The organism is Stenotrophomonas sp. As-7 (assembly GCF_030291015.1).
Taxonomy (GTDB): Bacteria; Pseudomonadota; Gammaproteobacteria; order Xanthomonadales; family Xanthomonadaceae; genus Stenotrophomonas; species Stenotrophomonas lactitubi.
Genome location: NZ_CP127405.1, coordinates 4,261,198 through 4,281,478, shown reverse-complemented (window position 1 = coordinate 4,281,478; position 20,281 = coordinate 4,261,198). Strand labels below are relative to the sequence as shown.

General features: G+C 67.2%; 20 protein-coding genes. 14 read left to right on the top strand and 6 right to left on the bottom strand.

Features of this window, described 5'->3' with window-relative positions; all coding sequences use genetic code 11:
* The first annotated feature begins 348 nt into the window (after positions 1–348).
* The 6 genes from rhlB (at position 349) to rpoH (ending at position 6,547) form a co-directional block, all read left to right on the top strand.
* The gene (rhlB, locus tag QP457_RS19555; protein WP_180165280.1) at positions 349–2,079 is read left to right on the top strand and encodes an ATP-dependent RNA helicase RhlB; all 1,731 of its coding nucleotides are present in this window, start codon (positions 349–351) and stop codon (positions 2,077–2,079) included.
* Between the two features lie 116 nt (positions 2,080–2,195).
* Positions 2,196–2,882 (top strand): cell division ATP-binding protein FtsE, encoded by a 687-nt coding sequence (gene ftsE / locus QP457_RS19550; protein ID WP_025878609.1) that lies wholly within the window; start codon positions 2,196–2,198, stop codon positions 2,880–2,882.
* A 2-nt stretch (positions 2,883–2,884) separates the two neighbouring features.
* Positions 2,885–3,832: a permease-like cell division protein FtsX gene (gene ftsX / locus QP457_RS19545; protein ID WP_089237302.1), complete on the top strand. Its 948-nt coding sequence runs from the start codon at positions 2,885–2,887 to the stop codon at positions 3,830–3,832.
* Positions 3,833–3,839: 7 nt separating this feature from the next.
* A complete protein-coding gene (locus tag QP457_RS19540) occupies positions 3,840–4,682 on the top strand; it encodes a response regulator (RefSeq protein WP_100553793.1) in 843 nt (280 codons plus the stop codon).
* A gap of 9 nt (positions 4,683–4,691) precedes the next feature.
* Positions 4,692–5,417, top strand: coding sequence for a uracil-DNA glycosylase (gene ung / locus QP457_RS19535; protein WP_205405146.1), 726 nt, complete (start codon positions 4,692–4,694; stop codon positions 5,415–5,417).
* 254 nt (positions 5,418–5,671) lie between these two features.
* Positions 5,672–6,547 carry an RNA polymerase sigma factor RpoH gene (rpoH, locus tag QP457_RS19530; RefSeq protein ID WP_100462199.1) on the top strand — a complete coding sequence of 292 codons (876 nt, stop codon included), beginning with the start codon at positions 5,672–5,674 and terminating at the stop codon, positions 6,545–6,547.
* 119 nt (positions 6,548–6,666) lie between these two features.
* Here the strand turns inward: rpoH and purD are convergent, their stop codons facing one another.
* Genes purD through purH form a run of 3 tightly spaced genes read right to left on the bottom strand, consistent with a single transcriptional unit; the run spans position 6,667 to position 10,488 of the window.
* Positions 6,667–7,950, bottom strand: a complete 1,284-nt coding sequence (gene purD / locus QP457_RS19525) for a phosphoribosylamine--glycine ligase (RefSeq protein WP_205405145.1) — start codon at positions 7,948–7,950, stop codon at positions 6,667–6,669.
* A 58-nt stretch (positions 7,951–8,008) separates the two neighbouring features.
* On the bottom strand, positions 8,009–8,887 hold the full coding sequence (locus tag QP457_RS19520) for a hypothetical protein (protein WP_205405144.1): 879 nt from the start codon (positions 8,885–8,887) through the stop codon (positions 8,009–8,011).
* 17 nt (positions 8,888–8,904) lie between these two features.
* Positions 8,905–10,488 (bottom strand): bifunctional phosphoribosylaminoimidazolecarboxamide formyltransferase/IMP cyclohydrolase, encoded by a 1,584-nt coding sequence (purH, locus tag QP457_RS19515; RefSeq protein ID WP_205405143.1) that lies wholly within the window; start codon positions 10,486–10,488, stop codon positions 8,905–8,907.
* A gap of 213 nt (positions 10,489–10,701) precedes the next feature.
* On the opposite strand from purH, the gene QP457_RS19510 reads away from it, so the two are divergent.
* From QP457_RS19510 to QP457_RS19485, 6 genes are read left to right on the top strand one after another with little or no spacing between them, the layout of a single operon-like run.
* On the top strand, positions 10,702–11,322 hold the full coding sequence (locus QP457_RS19510) for a CDP-alcohol phosphatidyltransferase family protein (protein ID WP_180165292.1): 621 nt from the start codon (positions 10,702–10,704) through the stop codon (positions 11,320–11,322).
* Positions 11,323–11,361: 39 nt separating this feature from the next.
* Complete coding sequence (locus tag QP457_RS19505; RefSeq protein ID WP_180165294.1) at positions 11,362–13,113, top strand: bifunctional alpha/beta hydrolase/class I SAM-dependent methyltransferase; 1,752 nt, start codon at positions 11,362–11,364, stop codon at positions 13,111–13,113.
* Positions 13,113–14,447, top strand: a complete 1,335-nt coding sequence (locus QP457_RS19500) for a phosphatase PAP2/dual specificity phosphatase family protein (protein WP_205405142.1) — start codon at positions 13,113–13,115, stop codon at positions 14,445–14,447. The genes QP457_RS19505 and QP457_RS19500 overlap by 1 nt, the downstream gene beginning before the upstream one ends.
* The gene (locus QP457_RS19495; protein WP_180165298.1) at positions 14,444–14,881 is read left to right on the top strand and encodes a hypothetical protein; all 438 of its coding nucleotides are present in this window, start codon (positions 14,444–14,446) and stop codon (positions 14,879–14,881) included. The genes QP457_RS19500 and QP457_RS19495 overlap by 4 nt, the downstream gene beginning before the upstream one ends.
* Before the next feature lie 12 nt (positions 14,882–14,893).
* Entirely contained in the window at positions 14,894–15,523 is a 630-nt protein-coding gene (locus tag QP457_RS19490) for a lysophospholipid acyltransferase family protein (protein ID WP_025878621.1), read from the top strand.
* The gene (locus QP457_RS19485; protein ID WP_100553783.1) at positions 15,520–16,515 is read left to right on the top strand and encodes a phosphatidate cytidylyltransferase; all 996 of its coding nucleotides are present in this window, start codon (positions 15,520–15,522) and stop codon (positions 16,513–16,515) included. Before QP457_RS19490 ends, QP457_RS19485 begins: the two co-directional genes overlap by 4 nt.
* Positions 16,516–16,608: 93 nt before the next feature.
* Here QP457_RS19485 and fis read toward each other — a convergent pair whose 3' ends face one another.
* The 3 genes from fis to prmA all read right to left on the bottom strand — a co-directional run bounded on the left by fis (position 16,609) and on the right by prmA (position 18,712).
* Entirely contained in the window at positions 16,609–16,884 is a 276-nt protein-coding gene (gene fis, locus QP457_RS19480; protein WP_006397198.1) for a DNA-binding transcriptional regulator Fis, read from the bottom strand.
* A 115-nt stretch (positions 16,885–16,999) separates the two neighbouring features.
* A complete protein-coding gene (locus QP457_RS19475) occupies positions 17,000–17,749 on the bottom strand; it encodes a DUF3426 domain-containing protein (protein ID WP_180165300.1) in 750 nt (249 codons plus the stop codon).
* Positions 17,750–17,791: 42 nt separating this feature from the next.
* Positions 17,792–18,712, bottom strand: a complete 921-nt coding sequence (prmA, locus tag QP457_RS19470) for a 50S ribosomal protein L11 methyltransferase (protein ID WP_180165630.1) — start codon at positions 18,710–18,712, stop codon at positions 17,792–17,794.
* A gap of 150 nt (positions 18,713–18,862) precedes the next feature.
* Here prmA and QP457_RS19465 point away from each other — a divergent pair, with 150 nt between their 5' ends.
* A complete protein-coding gene (locus QP457_RS19465; protein WP_180165301.1) occupies positions 18,863–19,828 on the top strand; it encodes a hypothetical protein in 966 nt (321 codons plus the stop codon).
* A complete protein-coding gene (locus QP457_RS19460) occupies positions 19,825–20,199 on the top strand; it encodes a hypothetical protein (RefSeq protein ID WP_100462209.1) in 375 nt (124 codons plus the stop codon). The genes QP457_RS19465 and QP457_RS19460 overlap by 4 nt, the downstream gene beginning before the upstream one ends.
* Positions 20,200–20,281: the final 82 nt, after the last annotated feature.

The window sequence follows — 20,281 nt, the reverse complement described above, 5'->3', positions numbered from 1 at the left end:
GGACAGATGCTGGCTGGAACCCAGCGTATCGTGATCGGGGTTGAGCACGGTATGTGTCCGATTTCACTGTCCATGGCTGAAATGGGGGTGCTGGCGCGGTAGGCCATGGGCGCATGCGCCGCTGTTCAAGCGCGGTACTGCGGGGTGAAGAGGTGCGTCTCCGTAAGCTCTGAGACGCCTGATTCCGGTTTGCCGGCCCGAGTGCGGTAAACTGGGGCATTGTGCGGCGCGCGGACCCGAGGGGTCCCGGCCAGCCCGACCCGCCGCAGGGGCCGCAGTTTGCGACGGAGCCCCAGACAGATTTCAGTGCCGCCGCCCGCAGGCGCGTGGCCATACCAAGACGGACACATGAGCGACAAACCGCTGACCGATTTGACTTTTTCCTCCTTCGATCTGCATCCGGCCCTGCAGGCCGGTCTTGAAGGAGCCGGATTCACCCGCTGCACGCCCATCCAGGCGCTGACCCTGCCGGTCGCGCTGCCCGGTGGCGACGTCGCCGGCCAGGCCCAGACCGGCACCGGCAAGACGCTGGCCTTCCTGGTCGCTGTCGTGAACCGCCTGCTGACGCGTCCGGCGCTGGCCGATCGCAAGCCGGAAGATCCGCGCGCGCTGATCCTGGCCCCGACCCGCGAACTGGCCATCCAGATCCACAAGGATGCGGTCAAGTTCGGTTCCGACCTCGGCCTGCGTTTCGCCCTGGTGTACGGCGGCGTGGATTACGACAAGCAGCGCGAGATCCTGCAGCAGGGCGTGGACGTGATCATCGCCACCCCCGGCCGCCTGATCGACTACGTCAAGCAGCACAAGGTGGTCTCGCTGCACGCCTGCGAGATCTGCGTGCTGGACGAAGCCGACCGCATGTTCGACCTGGGCTTCATCAAGGACATCCGCTTCCTGCTGCGCCGCATGCCGGAGCGTTCCACCCGCCAGACCCTGCTGTTCAGCGCCACCTTGAGCCACCGCGTGCTCGAGCTGGCCTATGAGCACATGAACGAGCCGCAGAAGCTGGTGGTCGAAGCCGAGACCATCACCGCCGCGCGCGTGCGCCAGCGCATCTATTTCCCGGCCGACGAAGAGAAGATCCCGCTGCTGCTGGGCCTGCTGTCGCGCAGCGAAGGCGCGCGCACCATGGTCTTCGTCAACACCAAGGTGTTCGTCGAGCGCGTGGCGCGCTCGCTGGAACGTGCTGGCTACCGCGTCGGCGTGCTGTCCGGCGACGTGCCGCAGAAGAAGCGTGAGAGCCTGCTCAACCGCTTCCAGAAGGGCCAGCTGGAAATCCTGGTGGCGACCGACGTGGCCGCCCGCGGCCTGCACATCGACGGCATCAAGTACGTCTACAACTACGACCTGCCGTTCGACGCCGAAGACTACGTGCACCGCATCGGCCGTACCGCCCGCCTGGGCGAGGAAGGCGATGCCATCAGCTTCGCCTGCGAGCGGTACGCGATGGGCCTGCCGGACATCGAGGCCTACATCGAGCAGAAGATCCCGGTTGAAGCGGTCACCAGCGAGATCCTGACCTCGCTGCCGCGCCCGGAGCGTGCCGCCCCGGCACCGGGTGAGGAAGGCGACGAGAACGAAAGCGTCGGCCAGATCTTCCGCGAAGCACGCGAAGCGCGTGCCGCCGAGGAAGAGCGTCGTGGCGGCGGCCGTAGTGGCGGTCGTTCCGGCAGCGGTGCTGGCGCCGGGCGTGGTGGCCGTGATGGCGAGCGCAGCGGCGAACGCCGTCCGCGTGGCCCGCGCAAGCCGCGTGTGGAAGGCGAGCAGGTTGCCGCCGCAGCCGTCGAGGGCGCGGTGACGGCCGAAGCCGCTGCTGTGCAGGCCCCGCGTCCGCCGCGCGCTGAGGTTGCGCCGGAAGGTGCGGTGGACGGCGAGCGCAAGCCGCGCAAGCGTCGTCGTCGTCGCCACGGCCGTCCGGTCGAGGGTGCCGAGGGCGTGGCAAGCAACGCCGGCAACAGTGCCGGCCCGGTCACCCCGGTGCAGGTGGTGGCCAAGCCGGTGCGTACCAGCGCCGATGCCGGCGACTCGTTCCTGACCCGTATCGGCCGCAAGATCCGCCGGATGCTGTCGGGCAACTGATCCGGTAGCACCCGACCGTTGGTCGGGTGGCATCAAGGGTGTGCCGACCAACGGTCGGCACCCACCATGCGGCCCGGCGCTACCGATCTGTCGCGCCGGTCCTGCATAATCGGGGCATGAGTGTCCTGCGCTTCGACAATGTCAGCAAACAGTACGCCGGTGGCCACGAAGCCCTGACCGATGTCAGCTTCGAGGTCGCGCCGGGCGAAATGCTGTTCGTCACCGGTCACTCGGGGGCGGGCAAGAGCACCCTGCTCAAGTTGATCCACCTCGACGAGCGGCCCAGCCGCGGCGCGGTGATGTTCGACGAGCGCAACCTGCTGAAGGTGCGCGGCGGCGATGTGCCGCGGCATCGACGCGCGGTCGGCGCGGTCTACCAGGACCACCGCCTGCTGATGGACCGCTCCATCGCCGAGAACGTGGCCCTGCCGCTGATCCTGCGCGGCACCCGCCGTGGCGACATCAACAAGCGCGTGCGTTCGGTGCTCGAGCGCATGGGCCTGGGGCACCGCGAGAAGGCGCTGCCCTCGCAGCTGTCGGCTGGTGAGCAGCAGCGCGTCGGCATCGCCCGTGCGATCGTCGGCGAACCCAAGCTGCTGGTGGCCGACGAGCCGACCGGCAACCTCGACCCGACCCTGGCGGCGGAAATCATGTCCCTGTTCGCCGAGCTGCCCGCGCGCGGCACCAGCGTGCTGGTGGTCAGCCATGACCTGCCGCTGCTGCGCCACATGCGCAAGCGCGTGCTGATCCTCGACCACGGCCGGCTGGTGGACGACATCTCGCCGCAGGATCTGGCGGAGTAACCATGGCCAAGAACGAAAACACCGAAGCCGCTGCGCCGTCGCGCCTGGGCGTGTGGTTCCAGCATCACGTGCACAGCGTGGTGTTCAGCCTCGGCCGCGCCTGCCGCAAACCGTGGGCGACGCTGCTGACCGTGATGGTCATGGCGCTGGCCCTGGCGCTGCCGCTGGGCCTGTCGATCGCGCTGGACAACCTCAAGCAGTTCGCCGGCAGCGTGCAGCAGTCGCGCGATATCAACGTCTTCCTGAAGGCCGACGTCGACGGCCCCGGTGCGCTGCGCCTGGCCGGTGAACTGCGCGATCGCCCGGATGTGGCCAGCGTCACCGTGCGCACGCCGGAACAGGGCCTGGAGGAACTGCGCCAGGCCGGTCTCGGCGAAGCCATCGACGCACTCAACGACAACCCGCTGCCCTCGCTGCTGGTGATCACTCCCGGCCAGGGCCAGGACGATGCGCGGCTGGCACGCGCGCTGGAAAGCCTGCCCGGGGCGGACCTGGTCCAGCATGACGCGTTGTGGCGCCAGCGCCTGGATGCATGGCTCGCGTTCGGCGCGCGGCTGGTGCAGGTGCTGTCGGTGCTGCTCGGCGTCGGCGCCGCGCTGGTGGTCGGCAACACCGTGCGCCTGGACATCCAGGCCCGCCGCGAGGAAATCGGCGTACTGCAGCTGCTCGGCGCCAGCGATGGCTTCATCCGCCGCCCGTTCCTGTACCTGGGCGCCTGGTATGGCCTGGGCGCCGGCGCAGTCGCGCTGGGCCTGATCGGCATTGCCGGTGCCGCCCTGCGCGCACCCCTGGCCGAACTGTCGCGCAGCTATGGCAGCCCGTTCGTGCTGCATGGCCTGGACCTGCTGCATGGCAGCCTGGTGCTGCTCGGCACCTTGCTGCTGGGCTGGCTGGGTGCGTGGCTGGTGACCGGTCACTTCCTCCGCCAGACCCGCCCGACCGACACCTGAGACCGGCATGCAACCGCAAGCGCTGAAGCACCTTGAAGGGCCCGCGACGCGGGTGATGGTGGTTGACGGTTCCAAGCTGGTGCGCAAGCTGATCGCCGACGTCCTGCAGCGCGATCTGCCGGGCGTGGAGGTGATCGGCTGCGACAGCATCGAAGACGCCCAACATGCGCTGGCGCAGGGCCCGGTTGATCTGGTCACCACCTCGCTGACCCTGCGCGATGGCGACGGGCTGGCGCTGGCACGGACGGTGCGTGAAGCCGCCGGGCAGGCCTATGTGCCGGTGATCGTGGTCTCCGGCGATGCCCAGCAGCACCTGGAGCAGCGCCGTTTCACCGAGTACGTCACCGACTACTTCGACAAATCGCTGGGCCACGAGGCCCTGGCGACGTTCGTGCGCGGCTACGTGCAGCCGCAGACCATTCCCGGCGCGACCATCCTCTATATCGAGGACAGCCGGGTGGTGGCCGAGGCGACCAAGCGCATGCTCGAGCGCCAGCAGCTCAACGTGATGCATGTGGTCAGCGCCGAAGAAGCGTTCACCCTGCTGACCGCCGAATCGCTGGGGCGCAGCCGCCATCGCATCGATCTGGTGCTGACCGATGTGACCCTGAAGGGAGAGCTGAGCGGCCGTGACGTGGTGCAGCGCGTGCGCGTGGACTTCGGCTACGGCAAGCGCCGCCTGCCGGTGCTGGTGATGACCGGCGATGGCAATCCGCACAACCAGACCGGCCTGCTGCAGGCTGGCGCCAACGATCTGGTGCTGAAGCCGATCGAAGAGCGCCTGTTGATCACCAAGGTGCTGTTCCAGCTGCGGCTGGCCCGGTTGAATGATGGACCCCTGTTGCGATGACGTGTTGCGATGATCGATGAAATAGTGGACACCCCGGCGATCCAGCTGGAACCGAGCTGGAAACAGCGTGTGGGCGATTACCTGCTGCAGCCGCAGATGCGCGAGCTGTCCAGCTTCCTGCGGCAGCGCAAGGCCAGCGGCGCGGCGGTGTTTCCGCCCGGCCCGCAGATCTTCGCCGCGTTCGATGCCACCCCGTTCGATCAGGTGAAAGTGGTCATCCTCGGCCAGGACCCGTACCACGGTCGTGGACAGGCCCATGGCCTGAGTTTCTCGGTGCAGCCGGGTGTGCCGGTGCCGCCGTCGCTGTTGAACATCTACAAGGAGATCGAGGGCGACCTCGCCATCCCGCGCCCCGACCACGGCTGCCTGATTCCCTGGGCACAGCGCGGCGTGCTGCTGCTCAACGCCGTGCTGACGGTGGAAGAGGGCAAGGCCGGCGCCCACCAGGGGCGCGGCTGGGAAGGCTTCACCGACCACGTGGTGGACGTGCTCAACCGCGAGCGCGAGGGCCTGGTGTTCATGCTCTGGGGCGCCTACGCGCAGCAGAAGGGCAAGGTGATTGATGGTGGTCGCCACCGCGTGCTGAAATCGCCGCATCCCTCGCCGCTGTCGGCCCACCGTGGCTTCCTCGGCTGCCGTCATTTTTCGATGGCCAACGAGTACCTGCAGCGCCGCGGGCAGGCCCCGATCGACTGGTCACTGCCGCCGCGGGCCTCGCTGGCGCCTTCGGGCTGAACGGCGGGCAACGCTGCCCGGTGATTGAGGGGCGAAACCGCCGCCCGTTCAGCTCCCTTTGACCCGGAATGGCCGTGTTTTCCGGGCCAGGGGATTGAATTACAAGGGATTGTGTATCCCGAAAAGCGCGCTCGCCACTGTCATCAAATCGCGTTACGGTAGGGCTCTGTTTGGGACCAGTGTTTCATCAGTGGAATGCTGGAACTTTTTCCTCCTTTAGCAGTCCAATTCCCTGACTGCTAAGATGGGTGCCTATGAGCCAGAACACCTCTACTGCCCTTGTGGCAAACAATCTGCCGATTCCCAGTGCGCTCGGTTCGCTGGACGCCTATATCGGTGCCGTGCACCAGATCCCGGTGCTGTCGGTCGATAACGAACAGGACCTGGCCCGTCGCTTCCGCGACGGCAATGATCTGGACGCTGCCCGTGAGCTGGTGCATTCGCACCTGCGCTTCGTGGTGCACGTGGCCCGCGGCTACAACGGCTACGGCCTTGCGCTGGGCGACCTGATCCAGGAAGGCAACATCGGCCTGATGAAGGCGGTCAAGCGCTTCGACCCCGACATGGGCGTGCGCCTGGTGTCCTTCGCCGTGCATTGGATCCGTGCCGAGATGCACGAGTTCATCCTGAAGAACTGGCGCATCGTCAAGGTCGCCACGACCAAGGCGCAGCGCAAGCTGTTCTTCAACCTGCGCAAGTCGAAGAAGCGCCTGGGCTGGATGAACGCCGCCGAAGTCACCGCGGTGGCCAAGGACCTGAACGTGTCCGAGCGCGAAGTGCTGGAAATGGAATCGCGTCTGTCCGGCCGCGATATCGGTTTCGATGCGCCGACCGACGAAGACAACGACCATGCACCGCCGTCGCCGGCTGCGTATCTGGTGGCCAATGACGAAGATCCGTCGATGGCCTACGAGCGCGAGGACAGCGAAGACAACCAGATGCAGCTGCTGCGCGAAGGCCTGGCGGAACTGGATGCGCGTTCGCGCGACATCATCCGCCGCCGCTGGCTGGATGCGGACAGCAAGGTGACGCTGCAGGAACTGGCGGACGAGTACGGCGTGTCGGCCGAGCGTATCCGCCAGGTTGAAGCGAACGCGCTGAAGAAGATGAAGGCGCTGTTTACCGCGTAAGGCGGTGACGCGCCTGATTGACGAAAAGGCCCGGCAATGCCGGGCCTTTTCTGTTTGTGGGGCTGGTACAGCACCAGTAGATCCACGCCATGCGTGGATGCCTTGATGCCGTGCCTGCCTCAACCTTCCCGCGCGATCGCACGCCAGCCGATATCGGTGCGGTGGAACGCATTGGCCCAGCTCACCTTGGCCACGCCGGCATAGGCGTTCGCCTGTGCATCGCGCACGCTGTCACCCAGTGCAGCCACGCACAGCACGCGGCCGCCGGCGCTGAGCACCTGGCCCTGCGCATCCAGCGTCGTACCTGCATGGAACACCTTGGCCGTTGCCGGCACCTCATCCAGGCCGGATATCACCTCACCGGTGATCGGCGATTCCGGGTACGGCTTCGCGGCCAACACTACGCCCAGCGACGGGCGCGGATCCCACTGCGCGTCGACCTGGTCCAGGCGGCCATCGATCGCCGCTTCCAGCAGCTCCACCAGGTCCGACTGCAGGCGCAGCATCACCGGCTGGGTTTCGGGGTCGCCGAAACGCACGTTGAACTCGATCACCTTCGGCGCGCCGCTGGCATCGATCATCAGGCCCGCGTAGAGGAAGCCGGTGAACGGAATGCCGTCGGCGATCATGCCCTGCACGGTCGGGTTGACCACCTCGCGCATCACCCGTGCATGCACCTCGGGCGTGACCACCGGGGCCGGCGAGTACGCACCCATGCCACCGGTGTTCGGGCCGGTGTCGCCGTCGCCGACGCGCTTGTGATCCTGCGAGGTGGCCATCGGCAGTGCATGCACGCCATCGACCATCGAAATGAAGCTGGCTTCCTCGCCGTCGAGGAATTCCTCGATCACCACGCGCGCGCCGGCATCGCCGAAGGCGTTGCCCGAAAGCATGTCACGCACCGCGTCTTCGGCTTCGGCCAGGGTCATCGCCACGATCACGCCCTTGCCGGCGGCCAGGCCGTCGGCCTTGACCACGATCGGCGCGCCCTTCTCGCGCAGGTAGGCCAGTGCCGCGTCCACCTCGGTGTGCACGGAATAGAACGCGGTGGGGATGTTGTGGCGTGCCAGGAAATCCTTGGCGTAGGCCTTGCTGCCTTCCAGCTGCGCGGCGGCAGCCGTCGGCCCGAAGATGCGCAGGCCGGCGGCGCGGAAACGGTCGACCACGCCGGCCACCAGCGGCACTTCCGGGCCGACCACGGTCAGCGCTACGCCTTCTGCCTGGGCCAGGGCGAGCAGGCCATCGATGTCGGTGACCTTCACCGCGACGTTGCGGCACTTGTCTTCGTTGGCGGTGCCGGCATTGCCGGGCGCCACGAGCACTTCAGTGACACGGGAGGACTGGGCCAGCTTCCATGCCAGGGCGTGTTCGCGGCCGCCAGAGCCGATGACAAGTACGTTCATCACGAGATTCCAGATTGCGTGGGAAGGGAAGGTCGATATCCCCGGCGGCGCGCGTGGCTCACTCGCAGCCTTCGCGTCGCAGTGATTCGGGGAAGGAATAGGTCCAGGACTTCGGGTCCAGGGTGAAGCGGTGCTCCTGCCGCACCCGCTTGCCGCCGCAGGTGTTGCCGGTTTCCTCGATCAGCAGCGGCCAGACGCGCGCGTTGCGATCGCTGTCATCGAAGCGCAGCGCGAAGTCGATGCTGAAGCGACGGGTGCGGCAGTCCTCGGCAGTGTCGGGGTCGGCGGCCGCGTCGACGTTCTCGCATTCGTACTGGGCGTCGTTGTCGATGTGGCTGCGCACGTTGCCGGTGGCGACCAGTCCCTTTGGCCCCGGCAGGATCAGTGACTGCGAGAGCAGCGAGAAGCCCTGGCCGAACCAGCCATCTTCGACGCGGAAGCCGTAGAAATCGCTGCCAGCGCGGATGATGCTGGCGCTGCCGGGCTGACCGCCACTGCCGAAGCGCTCGCCGGTCAGTTCGCTCACGACTTCGAAGCCTTCGCCCTTGGGATGCAGCACGAAGAAGTCGATGGTTCCCGGGTCGATGTGCGCGCCATCGGCCAGCGCACCGCACACTGCCAGCAGCTGCTGCCAGCTGTCGCCGGTCACCACCGGCTGCTCGGCGCAGACCTGCCAGTCCACGGGACGGGTTTCGCCTTCCTGGGTCCAGGTGCCGCGCCACTCACCTGAGAGCTTGGCGTCCTTGCCGTAGCGCCCGGTCAGGAACGCCTGCAGCCGCGCGGTGCGGCTGATATGGGCAGTGGGCTCGGCGGTGGCCGCCTTTGCAGGTTCTGCCTGCGGGGCAGCTGTGGGTTCGGCGGCCGGCTTGCAGCCGGCCAGCAGCGCCGTGCCAACGAAGGCGAGCACGGCGAGCGGTTTCAAAGAGACTGCAGACATCCGTGTCGCTCCAGTAATCAGTGACGGAAGTGGCGGACGCCGGTGAACACCATGGCCAGGCCGTGCTCGTCGGCGGCGGCGATGACTTCGGCATCGCGCATCGAGCCGCCCGGCTGGATCACCGCCTTGATGCCGGCCGCGGCTGCAGCGTCGATGCCATCGCGGAACGGGAAGAATGCATCGGAGGCCATCACCGAGCCCTCCACCACCAGGTTCGCATCGGCCGCCTTGATGCCAGCGATGCGCGCGGAGTACACGCGGCTCATCTGGCCGGCACCGACACCGATGGTGCGGTTGTCCTTGGCATAGACAATCGCGTTGGACTTCACGAACTTGGCGACCTTCCAGGCGAACAGCAGGTCGGTGAACTGCTTGTCGGTCGGCGCCAGCTTGCTGACCACCTTCAGTTCGTCGCGGGTCATGCCGCGGTTGTCCGAGGACTGCAGCAGCAGGCCGGAGCCCACGCGCTTGTTGTCGAAGTTGTTCAGGCCATCACCATGCGGGATGCGCAGCACGCGCACGTTGGCCTTCTTCTGCGCGTATTCCAGCGCGGCCGGTTCGTAATCCGGGGCGATCAGCACTTCCACGAACTGGCGGTCGAGGATCACCTGCGCGGTAGCAGCGTCGAGCGGCTTGTTGAAGGCGATGATGCCGCCGAAGGCGCTGGTCGGGTCGGTGGCGTAGGCCAGCTCGTAGGCATCGCCATTGCCGGCACCAACGGCCACGCCGCACGGGTTTGCATGCTTGACGATGACACAGGCCGGCGCATCGAACTGACGCACGCATTCCCATGCCGCATCGGCATCGGCCAGGTTGTTGTAGCTCAGTTCCTTGCCCTGCAGCTGCTGGAAGGTGGCCAGCGTGCCCGGCACCGGATGCAGGTCGCGGTAGAACGCGCCGCTCTGGTGCGGGTTCTCGCCGTAGCGCAGGTCCATCACCTTCACAAAGGTGGAATTCATCTGCGCCGGGTACTCGGCACGCACCGGCACGGCAGCGTCGGTGGCGGTGACGGCAGACAGGTAGTTGCTGATCGCCGCGTCGTACTGGGCGACGCGGTTGAACGCGGCTACCGAGAACGCGAAACGGGTGCCGGCCGACAGCTGGCCGTCGTTGGCGTCTAGCGATGCCAGCAGTTCGGCGTACTGCGACGGGTCGGTAGCCACGGCCACGCGGGCGAAGTTCTTGGCCGCCGAGCGCAGCATCGCCGGGCCACCGATGTCGATGTTCTCCACCGCATCGGCCAGGGTGCAGTCGGCCTTGGCGGTGACCGCTTCGAACGGATACAGGTTCAGCACCAGCAGATCGATGGCGCCGATGCCGTGCTCGGCCATCACCGCGTCGTCCAGGCCGGAACGGCCCAGCAGGCCGCCGTGCACCATTGGATGCAGGGTCTTGACCCGGCCATCCATCATTTCCGGGAAGCCGGTGACCTCGGCAACGTCCTTCACGGCCAGGCCGGCATCGCGGATCGCCTTGGCGGTACCGCCGGTGGACAGCAGCTCCACGCCGCGTGCAGCCAGCGCGGTGGCCAGCTCGACCAGGCCGGTCTTGTCGGAAACGGAGAGGAGGGCCCGACGGACGGGCAACAGATCAGCAGTCATGGGGACAGGGCAATCGGCAGCGGAGCGGGGCCGATATTGTAGGCGGTGGGGGCCGGTGGCGGGCGCTGGTGGGGGAAATTGGCCGGTGCAGTCCCCCGTCGCGGTCCGCTCGGCAGCGCCCGCATGGACCGGCATTGGGAGCAATTCGATACGTGGCGCTGTCGCAATCAGGTAGGCTGTGCCCGCACTGCCAAGGATTAGCGGGTTCAGATCGTGTCGATCTATGCATTGAAAGGACGTTTCCAGGACCTGCTGCGTCCGGCCGTACGCGGCCTGTACCGCATGGGCGTCACCGCCAACGCGGTGACCGTGGCTGCGGCCGTGGTCTCGCTGCTGGTGGCTGCTGCCGTGTGGTACTGCGCCCCCGCCCAGCCGCTGCTGTATCTGGCGCTGCCGCTGTGGATGCTGCTGCGCATGGCCCTCAACGCGGTTGACGGCATGCTGGCCCGCGAGTTCGGCCAGCAGTCGCGGCTGGGCGCCTATCTGAACGAGTTGTGCGATGTGATCGCCGACGCGGCGCTGTACCTGAGCCTGCTCAGCGTACCGGGCGTGCGTGCGGAGGCACTGTGGCTGCTGGCCTGGGCCGCCGCGCTGAGCGAGTACGCCGGCGTACTGGGTTTGATGGTCGGAGCGAGCCGCCGCTATGACGGCCCGATGGGCAAGAGCGACCGCGCGTTCGTGATTGGCGTGCTGGGCCTGCTGCTGGCGTTTGGCTGGGGCGGTGCGATGACGGTCAGTGGCGTGGCCGCTGCGATGGCGGTGTTGTGCGGGGTGACGATGGTCAACCGCGTACGCCAGGGATTGAAGGAAGCCGCAGCGACACCGCAGCGGTAATCACAACAAGACTACACGCCCTATCAATACGGAGATTGCATGCGTCAGGCGCAGGAACGGGAATTCCACAGCTTCGACCAGGTACCGCTGTTCTACCGGTACTGGCCGAGCACCACGGCAACCACGCCGGCCAAGGCCATCGTGCTGCTGCATCGCGGCCATGAACACTCTGGCCGGGTCACCCATCTGGTCGACGAACTGGACCTGCCCGACACGGCTTTCTTTGCATGGGATGCACGCGGCAACGGCCGCTCGCCCGGCACGCGCGGCGACGCACCGGGCTTCCCGGCGCTGGTACGCGACCTGGACAGCTTCATCGCCCACATCGGTGCCGAGCATGGCATCGCGGTGGAGGACATCGTGGTCATCGCACAAAGCGTGGGCGCAGTGGTTGCCGCCACCTGGGTGCACGATTACGCGCCGCGGTTGCGCGCGCTGGTGATGGCCTCGCCCGCCTTCAAGGTGAAGCTGTACGTGCCGTTCGCACGCGCTGGGCTGGCGCTGATGCAGAAGTTGCGCGGCAACTTCTTCGTCAACAGCTACGTCAAGCCGCAGTGGCTGACCCACGACCCGGCACGGGTGGAAAGCTACCGCACCGATCCGCTGATCACCCGGCCGATCTCGGTGCGCGTACTGCTGGGCCTGTACGAAGCCGCCGACCGCATCGTGGCCGACGCGCAGGCGATCAGCGTGCCGGTGCAATTGCTGGTGTCCGGTTCGGACTTCGTGGTGCATCGCGGCCCGCAGGACCGTTTCTACGAACGTCTGTCCAGCCCGATCAAGGAGCGCGTGCACCTGCCGGGCTTCTTCCACGACACCCTGGGCGAGCGCGACCGTGCACCGGCACTGGCTCGCGTCCGCAGCTTCATCCAGGCGCGCTTTGCCGAACCGCTGCAGGAACTGTCGCGGCGCGATGCGCATCGGCATGGCCCGACCTTCGAAGAATCGGAGATCCTGTCGTGGCCGCCGGAGCGCAACAGCCTGGCCGACCTGCGCTGGCGCGTGGTGCGCGGTGGCCTGCGCTTCGGTGGCACGCTGTCCGAAGGCATCGCGCTGGGCCTGCAGACCGGTTTCGACTCGGGCAGCACGCTGGACTACATCTACCGTGATGAGGCGCGGGGCAAGGGCCCGCTGGGCCGGATGGTCGACCGCAACTATCTGGATGCGATCGGTTGGCGCGGCATCCGCGTGCGCGGCAAGCACCTGCAGGAGCTGCTGCGCGATGCCGCCCAGCGACTGCGCGGGCAGGGCGCACCGGTGCGCGTGCTGGACGTGGCTGCCGGCCATGGACGTTACGTGCTGGAAGCACTTGGCCAGGGCGAGCAGCGTGCCGACCGCATCGTGCTGCGCGATTTCAGCGATCTGAACGTGACCCAGGGCAAGGCCTTGATCGAGCGCCTTGGCGCGGCCGACATCGCCCGCTTCGAACAGGGCGATGCGTTCGATCCGGCGCAGCTGGCGGCAGTGGACCCGGCGCCGACGCTGGCGGTGGTGTCCGGCCTGTACGAACTGTTCCCGGACAACGATGCGGTGCTGCGTTCGCTGCAGGGCATCGCCGCGACGGTGCCGGTGGGCGGTTACCTGGCCTATACCGGGCAGCCGTGGCATCCGCAGCTGGAGTTCATCGCGCGTGCACTGACCAGCCACCGTGGTGGCGCGGCGTGGGTGATGCGCCGCCGTACCCAGCACGAGATGGACGAACTGGTGCGCCTGGCCGGCTTCCAGAAGGTGGCCCAGCGTATCGATGACTTCGGCATCTTCACCGTATCGCTGGCACGCCGGATCGCGTGATGGCGACGCTGGTGGCAACCGCATCACCGAGCGAGGCGCGTCCGTGGCGGCGCGCCCTGCTGTGGCTGGCCCTGCTGGGGCCGTTCTTCTTCGCCAGCTATGGCTTTGCCAACTGGATGGCTGGCCGCCACGCCCAGCTGCCGGTGATGGCATTTGCCTGGGAAACGCGGATTCCGTTCGTACCGTGGACGATCGTGCCGTACTGGTCGATCGACCTGTTCTATGCGATTTCGTTCTTCCTGTGCCGGCGTCGGCTGGAGCTGGACCGGCACGCGTTGCGCCTGCTCAGTGCGCAGGTGATCGCAGTGACGTGCTTCCTGCTGTGGCCATTGCGCTTCAGTTTCGAGCGACCGGAAATCGGCGGTGTGTTCGGCTGGTTGTTCGATGTGCTGTTGGGCTTCGACAAGCCCTTCAACCAGGCGCCGTCGCTGCACATCGTGCTGCTGATCGTGCTGTGGGTGAAGTTCGCGCAGTACCTGCACGGGGCCTGGCGGCTGCTGCTGCACGTATGGGCGCTGCTGATCGGCATTTCGGTGCTGACCACGTTCCAGCACCACTTCATCGACATTCCCACCGGGCTGCTGGCCGGCTGGCTGTGCGTGTGGCTGTGGCCGGAGCAGGGCACGCCGCCGCTGCGTGCGTGGCAGGCCACGGGCGACCCGAAACGTTGGCGGCTGGCGGCGGTGTATGCACTCGGTGCCGGCCTGCTGCTGGTGCCGGTGGTGATGTTGCGCGGCACCGCGTTGTGGCTGCTGTGGCCGATGGTGTCGTTGCTGCTGGTGTCGTTGGCCTATGCCGGGCTGGGCACGGCGGTGTTCCAGAAGCGCGCCGATGGCCGGTTGACGATGGCGGCGCGCTGGCTGCTGGCACCGTACCTGGGTGCGGCGTGGATCAACTCGCGGTTGTGGACGCGCCGCGCGCCGCAGCCGGTGCCGGTCATCGACGCGGTCTGGCTGGGTCGCCTGCCCAGTGCTGCACTGCCCGTGCCCTTGGTGGGCGTGGTCGACACCTGTGCCGAGCTTTCCTGTCGTGCGCCAGGGGCAGCGTATGCCAGCGTGCCGATGCTGGACCTGGTGGTGCCATCGGCGGCGCAGCTGCGTGCCGCGGCGGACGCCATCGAACGCCTGCGCGATCATGGCCCCGTGCTGGTCTGCTGTGCACTGGGCTATTCGCGCAGCGCGGCCAGCGTGGCGACCTGGTTGCTGCGCAGCGGCCGTGCGCGCGATGTGGCCGAAGCGGTGGCGATGGTACGCACCGCGCGGCCGAGCATCGTGCTGCATGACGTTCATCTACAGGTGATCGCGGCCGCTGCCGCGCAGGAGACCGCTGCATGAGCGCTGTGCCCGATCTGCCGATGATGCATCTGCTGCTGCGACAGGGACGTTTGCCTGCCGCGTTGTCGCTGGGACTGCTGCTGGTGGCGCTGTTGCTGCTGGGCATCGAGCCGGGCCTGGCGATGTTCGCCGCTGGGTTGCTGCTGCTGAGCCTGGTTGCAGGCGTTGTGCAGGCGTATTACGCGGTGCGGGTGCAGTTGGATGCCAGCCTGTTGCGCTTGCTGCAGCAGGAGGGCCTGCAGGGCGAAGACGCGGCACAACGGGTGGACCAGGCACTGCATACGGCCGGCCTGCGCAGGCTGGACGCACAGGCGCCGACGCGTGGCTGGGACGGACGCTGGATCGGCATGCGTCGCCTGCTGATGCGCCAGTACGCCGCCACGCTGCTGCAGTTCGCTGCCCTGCTGCTGGCCGTGCTGTGGCCGCAGACCTGACCGGAGGTGCCGATGTTCGCTGAACTGATCGCCCGCGCCTGCAGTGCGGCCATCCATGTAGTGACCGGCGCACGCGCGCTGTGGGTCGGCTGCGCGCCGTCCAGCGAGCACCGCGTCTACTACGGCAACCATGCCAGCCATGGTGATTTCGTGCTGATCTGGTCGTCGATGCCGCCGGCACTGCGGCGCCAGGTGCGGCCGGTCGCCGCCGCCGAGTACTGGCAGCGCGATGGTCTGCGTCGCTATCTGATCGACGCGGTGTTCAATGGCGTGCTGGTGGAACGTGAGGCGGGCAACCGCCATCAGGATCCTCTGCAGGTGCTGCGTGATGCGGTGGATGAGGGCTGTTCGTTGATCCTGTTTCCGGAAGGCACGCGCAACATCGGCGATGAGCCGCTGCTGCCGTTCAAGAGCGGCATCTACCACCTGGCCCGGCAACGCCCGGAGCTGGAGTTCGTGCCGGTGTGGATCGACAACCTCAAGCGGGTGATGCCGAAGGGGCGTTTCCTGCCGCTGCCGCTGCTGTGCACGGCGACCTTCGGTACGCCGCTGCGGCTGCAGGCCGATGAGGACAAGGCCGCGTTCCTGGCGCGCAGCCGGCAGGCGCTGCTGGCCCTGGCCCCGAACGGAGGCCGCGCATGAGCTTCATGATCGATATGTCCGGTGATCTGGCCGCACGCAGTGTGGGCCAGCAGACCGGCCTGCTGTTCGCCGGTGTGGGTGCGGTGCTGGTGCTGGCCACGCTGGTGTCAGAAACCCTGCGCTGGCGCCAGCGCGGCAAGCCCAGCGCGGTGATCGCCAACCTGGTCTCGCGTATCCGCGCGTGGTGGGTAATGGCCATCGTGGTGGGGCTGGCGCTGTTCTTCGGACGCGCCGGCGTGATCGTGCTGTTCGCGATCATCTCGCTGTTCGCACTGCGTGAGTTCATCACCCTGGCACCGACACGATCAGGCGATTACTACGCCTTGCTGGCCGCGTTCTACATCGTGCTGCCGTGGCAGTACTACCTCGTGTGGATCGACTGGTATGGCATGTACACGCTGTTGATTCCGGTATATGCGTTCCTGTTCCTGCCGATCCTGGCCACCATCGGCGGTGATACCACCCACTACCTGGAGCGCACGTCGAAGGTGCAGTGGGGCCTGATGATCTGCGTGTTCTGCATCTCGCACGTGCCGCTGCTGCTGAACCTGCGTGTGCCGGGCTACGATCCGGCGCGCAACGTGCTGCTGTTCGCCTTCCTGGTGATCGTGGTGCAGTCGTCGGACGTGCTGCAGTACATCTGGGGCAAGCTGCTGGGCAAGCACCTGATCGCGCCGAAGCTGTCGCCGTCGAAGACGGTGGAGGGCTTCGTCGGCGGCGTGCTCTGTGCCAGCGCGCTGGGAGCCGCGCTCTGGTGGATCACCCCGTTCACGCCACTGCAGGCGTTCGGCCTGTCGCTGCTGATCAACCTGATGGGGTTCTGGGGCGGCCTGGTGATGTCGGCGATCAAGCGCGACCGCGGCATCAAGGACTGGGGCAACATGATCGAGGGCCATGGCGGCATGCTCGATCGGCTGGATTCAGTGTGCTTCGCCGCGCCGGTGTTCTTCCACGTGGTGCGGTATTACTGGAAGGCGGGCGGCGGCGGCTGATTCCGCCGGAGGGCCATCCACGCATGGCGTGGATCTACTGGAACCAGGCGGACCCGGAATCGGTAGCGCCGGGCCATGCCCGGCGTGCTGCGCTTACGCGCTGATGCCGTATTCCTTCAGCTTCTTGCGCAGGGTGGCGCGGTGGATGCCCAGCATCGCGGCCGCGCGGCTCTGGTTGCCTTCGCAATGGTTGAGCACTTCCACGAACAGTGGAATCTCCATCTCGCGCAGCACGATTTCGTAGACATCGTCCGCATCGCATCCATCGAGGTCGCGCAGGTAACGGCGCACGGACTGGGCCACGTGTTCGCGCAGCGGTGGCCGGGCAGCGCCACGACTGTTGTCAGGACGAGAAAGGACAGCGTTCAAGGGGGTTCCCGATCTGGTTGGTCCATGCACGCGGGGCGCCGGACCGGATGAGGTGATGGTGGTCAGTCTAGCGCGAGCGTGCCCGACCTGCCACGGCCGGACGGTCCGGCCAAGGTCAAAGGAACTCGAAGGTGAATGCGACCGTGGATGCGGCAGGCTCCTGCACACGGAAGGCGATGCGTGCGCTTTGACCCGGTTCCAGCGGGGCCGCCCCGGGGTTTTCACCGAGGTACTGCGCCGGTGTGAACACGCCGGTGCCGATCACGCGACCATCGGCATCGGACAGCGACAGGCGCAGATCCGGCCATGCCTGCGGCCAGCGCGCGTCGTTGCGGATGCTGGCCTGGATCTGCAGGACGCCCGCCTGGGCCGGCAACGGGCGGATTTCACGGCTGGTCATGGTGAACGCAGCGGGCTCGCGCCAGGCGGGCAGCGTGCAGCGCAGCACGTTGCACAGCGCGCCGATCCACGGCCGGGTGCCGGCATCGGCGGCCAGCCGTGCACGATCGGCAAGCACGCTCTGCAGCAACAGCAGCAGCGCCAATGCGGCCACCAGCAGCCAATGCCAGCGAGGGGTTGGCTGCGCCCGTGGGCGCGCGCCGAGGAAGCTGGGCGCATCGGCGACGGTGGCAACGATGCCGGGTGTGGCAGTGAAGGCCGGTTCGATTATTGGATCATCGGCAACCAGCGATTCTGCTTCTGTTGCCGCCACGATGTCCGTTGCCGGGTCGATGTCGTCGATCACCGGCGCTGCATCGGTCGCCACCGGTTCGCGCGGTCCGGTGGCTTCAGGCGTGGCATCGCGTTCCTGCGCGGTGCGCAGGAACGTGGCCAGGGGACGGCGCGGTGGGTTCGGCTCGGACATGCTCAGGGCGCGGGCTCGGATCCAGCGGTCATTCAACCACGATCAGGCGCGGCGTACGCCGGTGATACGCATCCAGTCGCCGTCCTGGGTGGCCTGCAGGTCGTCGAACCACGCCGCATAGCGCTGCAGCAGTTCGTCTTCCTGGCCATGCAGGATGCCCGACAGGGCAATGCGACCACCGGTGGCGACACGGGCGGCCAGCAGTTCGGCCAGTGCATCCAGCGCGGAGGCCAGGATGTTGGCGACCACGATCGGATAGGTGGCAACCGGCTCGTCCTGCGGCAGGTACACCTGCATGCGTGCCTGTTCGCCATTGCGTTCGGCATTGTCGGCGGTGGCGATCAGCGCCTGCGGGTCGTTGTCCACGCCGATGGCCTGGGCGGCACCAAGCTTCAACGCGGCCAGGGCGAGAATGCCCGAGCCACAGCCGAAGTCGAGTACGCGCTGGCCCCGCAGCTGGCCATCAACGGCCAACTGGTCCAGCCAGCGCAGGCACAGCGCGGTGGTCGGGTGGGTGCCCGAGCCGAACGCCAGGCCCGGGTCGAGGCGCACGATGGCGGCGTCGGCAGCCTGCGCGGCCTCCGGCAGCTCATGGTTCCACGGCACGATCCAGGTGCGGCTGCCGAAGTCCATCGGCTGGAACTGGTCCAGCCACGCGCGCTCCCAGTCCTGGTCTTCCACGGCGCGGAAGCTGCCGCTGCTCCAGTCCAGCTCCGGGTCGAACGCTTCCAGCGCGGCCAGCAGCAGCAGGGCGTTGCTGTCGGCCGGGAACAGCGCGCTGAGCACGAGGGTGTCCCACAGCGGAGTCTCACCCACGCCGGGTTCCAGGATGGCCTGCTCGTTGCTGGTGTCGGCTTGGGCATCAAGCAGGGTCACCGCCAGCGCGCCGACGTCCTCCAGCGCATTCTCATAGCGGGGCTGGGTGGCTTCGGTGCAACGCAGGGTCAGTTCCAGAAACGGCATGGCGGTGAGGGCAATCGCGGGAAAGGGGGCCATGCTAGACCATCAGGGCGTCTCCGTATGCCTTGAGATGAACGAAGCCGATTCAGACAGGCCTGACGGGCCTTGCTAAACTCGGCGCTTTCCTGTGCGCCGTACCACCGACCGTTGCCGATGGCTTTCGCCCCGACCCTGAAAACCTGGTTGCTCGTCCTGCCGGCCGTGGCCGTGCTGGGCGTGGCCGGTTATCGGGCCAATGGCCACAGCCGGGACATGGTCGCGCACGTCGATGTGCCGCTGGCTGCCCAGGCCGGCGATACGCAGGGGACGCTGGCACCGGTGATGCCGGAAGCCCTGGCACGCCGCCTCGCCGCTTTTGAACGTGGCACCGCGCTGCCTTCGGGCCTGCCGCTGGACATCCGCGCCGACATCGAAGGTGCCACCGATCTGTACGCCTACGCGCAGCGCCTGCGTGTGCAGGCCGACCAGGGCAACCACGAGGCGCGCTGGATGCTCAGCCGGGTCTACGACTACTGCGCGCAGTACGCCGTTGATCCGGGTGGCTACCGCTTGGACAACAACGTGCTGTCCGGCCTTGGCCTGAGTGCTGCACCGGAGATGGTGGAGGCGCGCGAGCGGGTGGCGCAGCGCTGCGGTGGCTTCGTGCCCGGCGACAAGCTGGGGCCGGCGCTGGTGCTCGGCGAGCGGCGTCGTGCGGCCCAGCAGGGCAACCTCGCTGCCGAAGCGGCACTGTTTGCGGAAGGTGAGCCGCTGCACGACAACGAGCAGTACCGTCGTGACCTGGTCGAGCGCGTACGTACCTCGCGCGATCCGGAAGCCTATATGGCGATCGCGCCGGGCATGGGGTTGCGCGCGGCCGGCGACAAGGCGCTCGTCGGCATGGTCGCCGGAGAACAGCTCAGTGAACTGGCATGGCGGGTTGCGGCCTGCGAACTCGGTCTTCCCTGTGGAGCCGACAGCGTGCTGGTCAACAGCTTTTGTGCGAATGGAGGGATCTGTTCGCCGGATGGAACGCAGGACTTCCGTGATTTTGTGTATGACGCCGCGGTTTCGCGGCAAGGTGCGGGGAAAATGAAGGAATGGATCAAGCGATTGATTGGAACGAGGGACGGACGATGAATTACCGTCGATTCCTGCATGGGGCCAAGTTCTGGTTCTGGGTGGTGTTGTTTGTGGCGTATTCGGCAGGTGCGGTAGGCCTGCTGATGATCGACACCTACGAGGACCGCTACCGGCGTCTGTCGAAGGTGGAACTGACCTCGGTGAAGACACAGGAAGACGTGCGCCGTGCAGGCGCCAGCCAGGTTGCCGCCGTTTACCGCGCGCAGAGTGGCGTGCCGTTCTCGTCGTTGCCGGCTGGCAGCACCTTCCAGGTGGTGTGGCCGGATGGCTCCAGCGAGACCATGGTGATCGTCGATCCGACCTCGCCGAACGGCGTGCGTCCTTTGGCGAACTCGCAGATTCCTGCGGAAGTTGCCGACAAGCGTTGAAGGTAGCGCCGGGCATGGCCCGGCGCGCTACCGGACGGTAAACAGAAAAGGGCAGGGAAATCCCCGCCCTTTTCGTGTGCAG

Excerpts from the sequence above, each read along its gene's own strand:
- rhlB (WP_180165280.1), top strand. The coding sequence starts at position 349 with ATGAGCGACAAACCGCTGACCGATTTGACTTTTTCCTCCTTCGATCTG.
- ftsE (WP_025878609.1), top strand. The coding sequence starts at position 2,196 with ATGAGTGTCCTGCGCTTCGACAATGTCAGCAAACAGTACGCCGGTGGC.
- ftsX (WP_089237302.1), top strand. The coding sequence starts at position 2,885 with ATGGCCAAGAACGAAAACACCGAAGCCGCTGCGCCGTCGCGCCTGGGC.
- QP457_RS19540 (WP_100553793.1), top strand. The coding sequence starts at position 3,840 with ATGCAACCGCAAGCGCTGAAGCACCTTGAAGGGCCCGCGACGCGGGTG.
- ung (WP_205405146.1), top strand. The coding sequence starts at position 4,692 with ATGATCGATGAAATAGTGGACACCCCGGCGATCCAGCTGGAACCGAGC.
- rpoH (WP_100462199.1), top strand. The coding sequence starts at position 5,672 with ATGAGCCAGAACACCTCTACTGCCCTTGTGGCAAACAATCTGCCGATT.
- purD (WP_205405145.1), bottom strand. The coding sequence starts at position 7,950 with ATGAACGTACTTGTCATCGGCTCTGGCGGCCGCGAACACGCCCTGGCA.
- QP457_RS19520 (WP_205405144.1), bottom strand. The coding sequence starts at position 8,887 with ATGTCTGCAGTCTCTTTGAAACCGCTCGCCGTGCTCGCCTTCGTTGGC.
- purH (WP_205405143.1), bottom strand. The coding sequence starts at position 10,488 with ATGACTGCTGATCTGTTGCCCGTCCGTCGGGCCCTCCTCTCCGTTTCC.
- QP457_RS19505 (WP_180165294.1), top strand. The coding sequence starts at position 11,362 with ATGCGTCAGGCGCAGGAACGGGAATTCCACAGCTTCGACCAGGTACCG.
- QP457_RS19500 (WP_205405142.1), top strand. The coding sequence starts at position 13,113 with ATGGCGACGCTGGTGGCAACCGCATCACCGAGCGAGGCGCGTCCGTGG.
- QP457_RS19495 (WP_180165298.1), top strand. The coding sequence starts at position 14,444 with ATGAGCGCTGTGCCCGATCTGCCGATGATGCATCTGCTGCTGCGACAG.
- QP457_RS19490 (WP_025878621.1), top strand. The coding sequence starts at position 14,894 with ATGTTCGCTGAACTGATCGCCCGCGCCTGCAGTGCGGCCATCCATGTA.
- QP457_RS19485 (WP_100553783.1), top strand. The coding sequence starts at position 15,520 with ATGAGCTTCATGATCGATATGTCCGGTGATCTGGCCGCACGCAGTGTG.
- QP457_RS19475 (WP_180165300.1), bottom strand. The coding sequence starts at position 17,749 with ATGTCCGAGCCGAACCCACCGCGCCGTCCCCTGGCCACGTTCCTGCGC.
- prmA (WP_180165630.1), bottom strand. The coding sequence starts at position 18,712 with ATGCCGTTTCTGGAACTGACCCTGCGTTGCACCGAAGCCACCCAGCCC.
- QP457_RS19465 (WP_180165301.1), top strand. The coding sequence starts at position 18,863 with ATGGCTTTCGCCCCGACCCTGAAAACCTGGTTGCTCGTCCTGCCGGCC.
- QP457_RS19460 (WP_100462209.1), top strand. The coding sequence starts at position 19,825 with ATGAATTACCGTCGATTCCTGCATGGGGCCAAGTTCTGGTTCTGGGTG.